The organism is Streptomyces bambusae (assembly GCF_020532645.1).
Lineage (GTDB): Bacteria > Actinomycetota > Actinomycetes > Streptomycetales > Streptomycetaceae > Streptomyces > Streptomyces bambusae.
The window spans coordinates 59,866-68,605 of record NZ_JAJAUZ010000043.1 but is presented as its reverse complement, the minus strand read 5'-3'; the positions used below and the strand labels follow the sequence as shown (position 1 = coordinate 68,605).

Annotated in this window: 6 protein-coding genes; all 6 read right to left on the bottom strand. The window is 75.7% G+C overall.

What is annotated here, in order from left to right; genetic code table 11:
• On the bottom strand, positions 1 to 975 hold a 975-nt coding region (locus LG634_RS26170; protein WP_264203606.1), incomplete at its 3' end, for a beta-ketoacyl [acyl carrier protein] synthase domain-containing protein.
• A 37-nt stretch (positions 976 to 1,012) separates the two neighbouring features.
• Complete coding sequence (locus LG634_RS26165; protein ID WP_264203605.1) at positions 1,013 to 1,858, bottom strand: phosphopantetheine-binding protein; 846 nt, start codon at positions 1,856 to 1,858, stop codon at positions 1,013 to 1,015.
• A gap of 29 nt (positions 1,859 to 1,887) precedes the next feature.
• Positions 1,888 to 2,592, bottom strand: coding sequence for a ScbR family autoregulator-binding transcription factor (locus tag LG634_RS26160; RefSeq protein ID WP_226736940.1), 705 nt, complete (start codon positions 2,590 to 2,592; stop codon positions 1,888 to 1,890).
• An 87-nt stretch (positions 2,593 to 2,679) separates the two neighbouring features.
• Positions 2,680 to 3,516: an AfsR/SARP family transcriptional regulator gene (locus LG634_RS26155; protein WP_226736938.1), complete on the bottom strand. Its 837-nt coding sequence runs from the start codon at positions 3,514 to 3,516 to the stop codon at positions 2,680 to 2,682.
• Between the two features lie 346 nt (positions 3,517 to 3,862).
• Positions 3,863 to 4,492 (bottom strand): ScbR family autoregulator-binding transcription factor, encoded by a 630-nt coding sequence (locus tag LG634_RS26150; protein WP_226736936.1) that lies wholly within the window; start codon positions 4,490 to 4,492, stop codon positions 3,863 to 3,865.
• A 956-nt stretch (positions 4,493 to 5,448) separates the two neighbouring features.
• Positions 5,449 to 8,646: a non-ribosomal peptide synthetase gene (locus LG634_RS26145; protein ID WP_226736934.1), complete on the bottom strand. Its 3,198-nt coding sequence runs from the start codon at positions 8,644 to 8,646 to the stop codon at positions 5,449 to 5,451.
• Positions 8,647 to 8,740 lie beyond the last annotated feature (94 nt).

Here is an 8,740-nt window from a genome sequence, read left to right as displayed (position 1 = left end):
GCTGCCGCGGACCACGCAGTGGACGGTGTCGCCGTCGGCGAGGGCGCGGGCGAGCGGCTTGAGGACGAGTGCGCCGACGCCTTCGCCGGCGCCGGGGCGGCGGCCGGCGGGGTGCAGCAGCAGCCGGACGCCGCCGACGAGGGCGGCGGCGCACTCGCCGCGCTGGAGGGCGGCGACGGCGAGGTGCAGTGCGACGAGCACGGAGGATTCGGCGGTGTCGACGGACTGGCTGGGGCCGGTGAGGCCGAGGAGCGCCGACAGCCGGTTGGGCAGGCTCCACTGGCCTCCGGCGGGCAGCGGCCGGGGGCGGTCGCGGCGCCAGGTGCGGGCGGCGAGCAGGAGGTAGTCGCCGGGGCCGGCGCCGGTGAACACGCCGACGCTGCGGGGCGTTCCGTCGGCGGCGGTCAGGGCGTCGAGGCGGCCGCCGGTGCAGCCGGCGTCTTCGAGGGCCTCCCAGGCGGTCTCCAGGAACAGCCGTTCCTGGGGGTCGGCGAGGGCGGCCTCGGCCGGGTCGATGCCGAAGAAGCCGGGGTCGAAGTCCTGTACGCGTTCCAGGTAGTGGCCGGTTTCGGCGCCGGGGCGGCCGGCCGGCGGGGTGCCGGCGCTGTCGTGTCCGCCGTGTGCGAGCCGCCAGAAGGCGGCGAGGTCGGGGGCGCCGGGGTAGCGGGCGGCCAGGCCGACGACGGCGACCGGTCCGGTGGCCGGGGCGGTGCCGGTGGGGGCGGCGGGCGCGGCCGGGGCGGACTCGGCGGCGTGGGGGGCGGCCGCCGGGTGGGGGGCGGTCCGTGGCCCGGTGGCGGCCGGCGCGGCAGCGGGCTCCGGCCGGAGGTCCGGCAGGCGGAAGACGGCCGGTGCCGGGCCGGCGGCGGTGCCGGCGCGGCCGCCGGCACCGGCGGCGCCGGTCAGCAGCGCGGCCACCTGGGCCCGGTCCAGTTGGCCGTTCTTGAACCGGGTCAGGACTTCCTTCTCGTCCATGTGGGACGCGCTCCTTCTCAGGGGTGAAAACAGTGGCTCAGCCGCGGCGGGCGAGCAGGACGAGGGCCTCGTCCACGGTGAGCCGGTCGTCGCGGATCGCGTCCAGGAGGACGTCGAGGTCGCCGCCCGGGGCGGGGCGTACGGCTGCGGCGGGGGTGAGGACCGCCGGGGTTGCGGGGGCGGGGGCGGCCGGGTGGAACAGCGCCTCCAGGTCCGGCGGGGCGGGGCGTGCGGGGGCCGGCGCGGGGGCGGTGTCCTGGGCTGCGGCTCCGGTGCGGGCGGCGACGTAGGCGGCCATGGCGGCGAGGTTGGGGTGCTCGTACAGCAGGACCGAGCGTTCCTGGAGGCCGAAGGTGCGGTTGACGACCGCGATGAACTCGGCGCCCACGATGGAGTCGACGCCCAGGACGTTGAACTCGGCGGTGGTGCTGATCTCCCAGGGGTCGCAGTGCAGGATCTGCGCGAGCTGCTCGCGCAGCGCCTCCGCGATGCGGGTGGCCGCGGCGGCCGCCGGCAGTTCCCGGGCGGGCGCGGGCGCCTCCGGGCGCGCGGCGGCGGCGGCCGGGTGGGCGACGGGAGCGGGGTGGACGGCGGGGGCCGCGGCGGGCACCGGTGCGGGGGGCGCGGTGTGCGCCGTGCTCGCCGCGCGGGCGACCTCGCGGGCGAACGACGCCGGGGTGGGGAAGTCGTACAGGTCGGTCGCCTGCACCCGCAGTCCGTAGCGGGTGTTGACGACGGCCACGAATTCCACCGTCAGCAGGGAGTCCAGGCCCAGGGACTGGAAGGTCTGCTCGGGGTCGATCTTCTCCGCCTTGACGCGCAGGACGTCGCCGAGCACCCGGATGAGGTCCGTCAGTACGTCCGCAGAGTGGTCATTCGTCATCGCAGGTCTCCAAGCCGTCGGTAACTCGGTCATGCGGCGAGGCCCGTGAACACCCGCCGGGACCGGGTGTCCGCGGCGTCGTCCGGGGCTTCGCCCACGAGGCGGGGTGCCGGGTCGGTTCCCGGCAGCCCGGTACGGAAGTCCGCCTCGGCACCGGCGGGCACCAGGCTCGGCAGCAGCAGCGACCACATCCCGGCCACCCGGCGCTGCAGTTCGGCGTCCGGGATGCCGGTGGCGGCCAGTGCCTCGATGCCGCAGGACGCCGCGACGACGAGCGACTCGATGCTCTCCCAGCGCAGGCCGGGACGGAGTTCGCCGGCGTCCCGGGCCTGCCGGAGCAGGGCGCACACGGCGGTGAGCCAGGCCTGGTGGAAGTCGGTGCCGGGCGCGGCGGGTTCCGCGCCCTCCCTGGCGAGGCGGAGGCCGGCCGGGATCGCCGGCTCCCCGCGCAGGCCGCGGGCGAGCCAGTGGGTGGTGTCGACGAGGGTCTGCAGCGGCGAGAGCCCGGTGGCGCGCAGGGCGCCCACCGACTCGTGGAGCAGTTCCGCGCCGCGCAGCCGGACGGCCTCGGCGAGGTCGTCCTTGGAGGCGAAGTGGAAGTACAGCGCGCCTTTGGTGACGCCGGCGCACGTGGCGATCCCGGTGAGTGTGGCGTTCGCGTACCCCAGGCGGTTGAACATCTCGGCACCTGCGTGCACGAGCTTCCTGCGGGTCCGCTCCGACCTGTCCTGCATGCCGCTGCCTCCTCGGCCTGTGGTCCGGGCGCGCGTCCGGCCCGGCGAGCCGAACCCGGCCGCGCTCCTGATGTGGTGCACGGTCTGCTATGCCACGCGTACGAGCTGGTCGCCGTGGGCTTCGGCCGCCGCCGGGGTCTCGGGGCTGGCCATGAGGATCGAGCGCTGCAGCCGGCGCAGGGCGGCCGACGGCTCCAGGCCGAGTTCGCGCACGAGGGTGGCGCGCAGCCGCTGGTAGACCTCGAGGGCCTCGCTGCGGCGGCCGGAGCGGTGCAGGGCCAGCATGAACTGGCCGTGCAGGTTCTCGTGGGTGCGGTAGCGGCTGGCCAGCACGGTGAGTTCGGCGAGCAGTTCGCGGTGCCGGCCGAGCCGCAGGTCGGCCTCGATGCGCTGGTCGAGCGCGCAGAGCCGGGTCTCTTCGAGGCGCCGGGTCTCCATGTCGAGCTGGATGCCGCCCTGGACGTCGGCGAAGGCCGGTCCGGACCACAGGGCGAGCGCCTCGCGCAGCATGCGGGCCGCGCCGGGGAAGTCGCCGGCGTCCATGGCCCGGTAGCCGGTGCCGGCGAGCCGGTCGAACTCGCGGACGTCGCTGGTGCCGCCGTTGCTGTTGAGCATGTAGCCGCCGGGCAGCGTGACGAGCACGTCCTTGGAGGTGCGCCGCCCGTCGTCGTCGCCGGTGCGGGCGGCCTGCTCCAACGCGGTGCCGATGAGGGACCGCAGCTGCAGTACGTAGGTCTGCAGGGTGGTGCGTGCGCTGCGCGGCGGTGCTCCCGCCCACAGCTCTTCGATCAGTGCCGAGACCGGTACGACCTGGTCGGCATGGAGCGCGAGCAGCGCCAGCACCTGCCGCGGCTTGGGGGCGGTCGGCGTGATGGAGACTCCGTGCTCCCGCACCGCCAGTGTGCCCAGTACTTCGATGTCCACGCCAACACTCCCCTGTCCGTGGATGAGCCAACGCCAGTAAAAAACAGGACCGGCGGTTTGTCAATACGAAACGGACCGGCTGCGCTGTTTCATCTCGCGATCTTCGCCGAGCCTCTCTTACTGCTTTGACCTGCGGAAATGTTGGTCTTCTCGCCCCTTGGACAGGTTGCAGCCCGCTCGGGCCCGTGACCCCACCGGCACTCCAGTTGGGCCCTAGGGCCAGTTTCAAACAAACCGGTGGGTCTCTATCTGTCCGTGGTGGGTACACGCAAAAGCCCCGGGCCGGCGCGGGGTGCGCCGGCCCGGGGCTTCGGCCCGGGCCGGGTCGGGCCGGGTCACGTCGGGGTCAGGGTCGGGTCAGGGAGGTGCCTGCGGGGTCGAGGTCGTCGAGGCGGTCCGCCGGCACCACGGTGGGCAGCAGCAGCCGCCAGAACCGGGTGACGGTGGCCGGCGACAGCCAGACCGGGTCGCGGACGCCGAGCGCCTCGAAGCCGACGGTTGCAGCCACCACCGCGGTCTCCGCGTCCCGGACCGTCACGCCGGCGCCCAACTCCCCGGCGCTGTAGGCCTGTTCCAGGGCGCCGCGCACCCAGTGCCGCCACTGCTCGCGCAGGTCGCCGCGGGTGGGGCGGGAGACCTCGTCGGCGAGCGCGAAGCCGGCCCGCAGGACGGCGTCGCCGCGCTGGGCGGCGGCGAGGCGGTGGGTGACGTCGATGAGCAGCTGGACGTGCGGGCCGGGGCCGGGGGGTGGGGCGCCGCCCGTGAGGTCCGCGAGGCGGCTCAGTGCGGCGCCTTCCACGGCCGCGGCGAGGACGGCCTTGCTGGCGAAGTGGAAGTGCAGGGCGCCGTTGCTCACGCCGGCCAGTGAACTGATGGCGGAGAGCGAGGCGTTCGGGAAGCCCTCGCGGTCGAAGACCTCGGCTGCGGACCGGATCAGGGCGTTGCGCGTACGGGTTGCGCGCTCCTGCTTCACCATCGACTCCTCCGTCGTTCGGGTCGCCCGGCGGATGGGCATGCCGGGGGTTCGCCCGGCTCACTATAACAAACCGCCTGTGCGGTTTTGACGTGCCTTTAACGCGCGGCCCCCGACCGGGCTCGGCCCCAAGGGCAGCCCGGCTGCCGCCGCGCACCGGGCTCTGCGCCGCCCGGGCCGGTTGTCCACCGGGGGGCAAATTCGGCCGCCTCCGGGGTTCTAGGCGCCGGGTTCGGGGCGGAGCCCCAAGGCAGGCCGGCTGCGCCGGCTCCCGGGCTCTGCCCGGACCCGCTCCTCAAACGCCGGAGGGGCTGGGGGTGGCGGCGCCGCGCACCGGGCTCTGCCCGGGCCCGCTCCTCAAGCGCCGGAGGGGCTGGGAGGGGCGGCGGGGCCGGGTGGGAGTGTGGGAGGGGCTGGGGGCGGCGCGGCTCCGCGCCCGGGCCGGCCGGCCGCCGGGCGGGGCTCCACCGGGCGAGCGCCCACCGGCCGAGTGCCCACCGGGCGGGTGCCCACCGGCCGAGTGCCCAGCGGGCGGGTGCCCACCGGCCGATTGCCCACCGGCCGATTGCCCACGGGGCGGGGCTGCACCGGGCGAGCGCCCACCGGCCGGTTGCCCAGCGGCCGAGTGCCCAGCGGGCGGTTGCCCACCGGCCGAGTGCCCACCGGCCGGGCTGCCGGGCGGGCCGGGCTGCCGGGCGGGTGCCCACCGGGTGGGGCTGCCGGGCGGGTGCCCACCGGGCGGAGCTGCCGGGCGAGTGCCCACCGGGCGGAGCTGCACCGGCCGAGTGCCCACCGGGCGGGGATGCCGGCCGGGTGCACGCCGGGCGGGGGAAAAATCCAGCCCCTCCGGCGATTGAGGAGCGGGGTTCGGGGCGGAGCCCCGCGGGAGGTGGGGGAATGCGGCCAGGCCGTCGGCGCGTGGGGGCGCGGCGACGGCCTGGCGGAAGGGGGGCGCGGGGTCAGAGGACGGCGCCGGCCTTGGTGCGGCGGCTCAGGGACGGGCGGCGGGCCTGCGCGAGGTCCTTCCAGATGTCCGAGAGCCCGATGATGGTGCGGGCCGCGAACAGCCGGCGGATCGACACCTCCTGCTTCAGCTCCGACCGGATCAGGCCGACCAGCCGGATCGCCCGCAGCGAGTTGCCGCCGAGGTCGAAGAAGTCCTCGTCGATGCCCACCTTGTCGATCTCCAGGACCTCGGCGAACAGCCGGGCCAGGACCGTCTCGGTCTCGTTGCGCGGCGCCCGGTGCTTCCGTTCGTCGAGCTCCGGCTCCGGCAGCGCCGCCCGGTCCACGCGGCCGTCGGCGGTCACCGGCAGCGTCTCCAGCACCGTGAAGACCGACGGCACCAGGTTCTCCGGCAGCCAGCCCGCGGCGAACCGGCGGAGCTCGTCGACGGAGACGGTCTGCCCGGCCGCCGGCACCACGTACGCCACCAGGCGCTGCTGGCCGGCGGCGTCCTTGTGGACGGCCAGGACGGACTGAGCCAGCCCGGTGTACTCGGACAGCACCTCCTCGACCTCGGCCAGCTCCACGCGGACCCCGCGGACGTCGGTCTGGGTGTCGGCGCGGCCCACGTACTCCAGGCGGCCCTCGGCGCCCCAGCGCACCCGGTCGCCGGTGCGGTACATGACCCCGCCCGGCGTGCCGAACGGGCAGGCGACGAACCGCTCCGCGGTCGTGCCGGCCAGGCCCGCGTAGCCGCGCGCCACACCGGGGCCGGCCACGTACAGCTCGCCGTCCACGCCGACCGGGACCGGCGCCAGGCCGGGGCCCAGGACGTACAGGGCGGCGTGGTCCAGCGGGCCGCCGACCGCGCCGGCGACCTGCACGGAGGCGTCCGCGGACAGCCGGTGGGAGGCGGCGAAGGCGGTGGTCTCGGCGGCGCCGTGCCCGTTGACGACGGTCAGGCCGGGGCAGGCCTCGCGGACCCGGCGCAGCGCGGCCGCGGGGACCCGGTCGCCACCGGTCCACACCTCGCGGAAGCCGGCCAGCCGCTCGGGGTGCGAGCCGGCGACGGCCAGGAACCGGCCGGCGGGCAGCCACACGGCGGTGATGCCGTGCGCGGCCTGCAGGGCGGCCAGCTGCTCGGTGCCGAGGTCGCCCTCGGGGGCCAGGACGACCGTGCCGCCGCGCAGCAGCGGCACCCACAGTTCGAGGGCGAGGGCCTGGGAGGTGTGCGGGGAGTGCCACAGCACGGTGCCCGCGGCCTCCCCGAAGGTGCCGTCCGTGACGAACTGCAGCAGGTTGCGGTGGGTCAGCGCGACGGCGGCGCCGGCGCCGGAGCCCGGCACCAGGGCCAGCAGGCCGTCCGGGTGCGCGGCGGCCGGGGCGTGCGAGGCGCTGCCGGCGGCGTCGGTCGCGGGGGCGTCGGCGAGGACCACGTCGAGGTCCGCGCCGGCGGGCAGCGCCGCGGCGGTGGCGGCGTCGGTGATCAGGATGCGGGCCGAGCCGGCGGCGGCCGCGGCGGCCAGCTGCTCCGTGCCGGCGGCCGGGTCCAGCGGCAGGTAGGCCGCACCCGTCTTGACCACGCCGAGCAGGGCGGCGACCAGGGCCGCCGACCGGGGCAGGGCCACGGCGACGACGGTCTCCGGGCCGGCCTGCCGGGCGCGCAGCGTCGCGGCGGTGCGGCCGGAGCGCTCGTCGAGCTCCCGGTACGAGACCTCGGTGTCGCCGTCGGCCAGCGCCACGGCCAGCGGGTCCTGCCCGACCTGGCGGGCGAACAGCTCGGCGACCGTCTGCCCGGGCTGTTCCGCCACGGCCTGCGGGGCCTTGAGGACCAGGTCCCGGGCGTCGCCGGCGACCACGTCGAGGGCGCCGACGGGACGGTCGGCGCCGGCCACCACGGCGCGCAGGAACGCGACGAGTTCCTCGCCGATGAAGCGCAGCTCGGAGCGGTGGTAGAGGTTCGCCGGGGCGTCGAGGCGGATGTACAGGTCGCTGTCGGGGCTGCCGTCGGTGTAGACGCCGATCGACAGCTCCTCGAACGTGCCGGTGGTGGCGCCGGAGTAGCGGGCCGGGCTGTCGCCGAAGCGGAGCTGCTCGGCGAACTCGACGACGTTGACGACGGCGCCGAAGCTGCCGCGGCCGCTGAGGACGGTGCCGGCGGCGCGCTGGATGTCCGAGTAGTGCAGGGCCGCGTGGCCGAGGATGTCGTAGGTGTCGTCGACGATGGCCTCGGCGACCTCGGTGAACGTCGCGCCGAGCGGGACCTTCACGCGCACCGGGATGACGTTGACGGCGAGACCGGGGGTGCGGGCGGCGACGCCGACGCGGTTGCCGACGGCCAGCGAGATCAGGAACTCGGGGCGGTCGCAGCGGTGCCGGAAGAAGACCGCGGCGGCCGCGGTGACCAGCTGGGACATCCACAGGCCGTTGGCGGTGGCGGTCTCGGTCCACACGTCGGCCTCGGCGCGCGGCACGGTCACCGTGCGGCTCACCATGCCGATGGTCTCGGCGACGGCCGACCAGCGGTCGGCGCTGCTCGTCGGCTCGGAGAGCGCGGCGCGCTGGGCGTCGGAGAGGGCGACGCGCGGGACCTGGGCGGGCGCCGGGGCGTCCTTCAGGTAGTCGCGCCAGTATGCGGAGTCCTCGGTGAACTTCTCGGAGGCGAGGTACTCGACGGCCTCGGCGGCGAAGGACTCGGCGTCCCAGGGGTGCTCCATCGCCGGGACGGCCTCGCCGCGCAGCAGCGCGGTGTAGACGTCGGCGAGGCGCTTCGAGAGCAGGCCGCCGGCGCCGAAGCCGTCGGAGATGAGGTGGTGGTACGCGATCACCAGCAGCGAGCGGTCGTCGGCGAGCTTGACGGTGCCGAGCCGGAACAGCAGGTCGCGGGCCAGGTCGAAGGGCTGCCGGACCAGGTCGGACAGCGCGTCGCGGGCCGCCTGCTCGGGGTCGGCCTCGGCCCGCAGGTCGAGGAGGAAAGGCCGCCAGTCGCCCAGCTCGCGGGGCACCAGCCTGAGGCCGCTGCCGTCGTCGACGAAGTTGACGCGCAGCACCTCCGCCTCGGCCATGACGTGCAGGAAAGCGGATTCCATGACCGCCGCGTCCAGCTCGCCGTCCACATCCCACATGGTCAGCGCATGGTTCGGCGTGTCAGGAGCCATTTCCTGCGCACGCCACATGCCCTTGTGCGCAGACGACGCACCGAACGAACGCATACAGACCAACCCCTCGGAAAACGGGCCCCACTCGGGAGACTTCGCAGATCACCCCCACCTTCAGGGAAGTGACTCGGCCGTTCAATGCGACCGG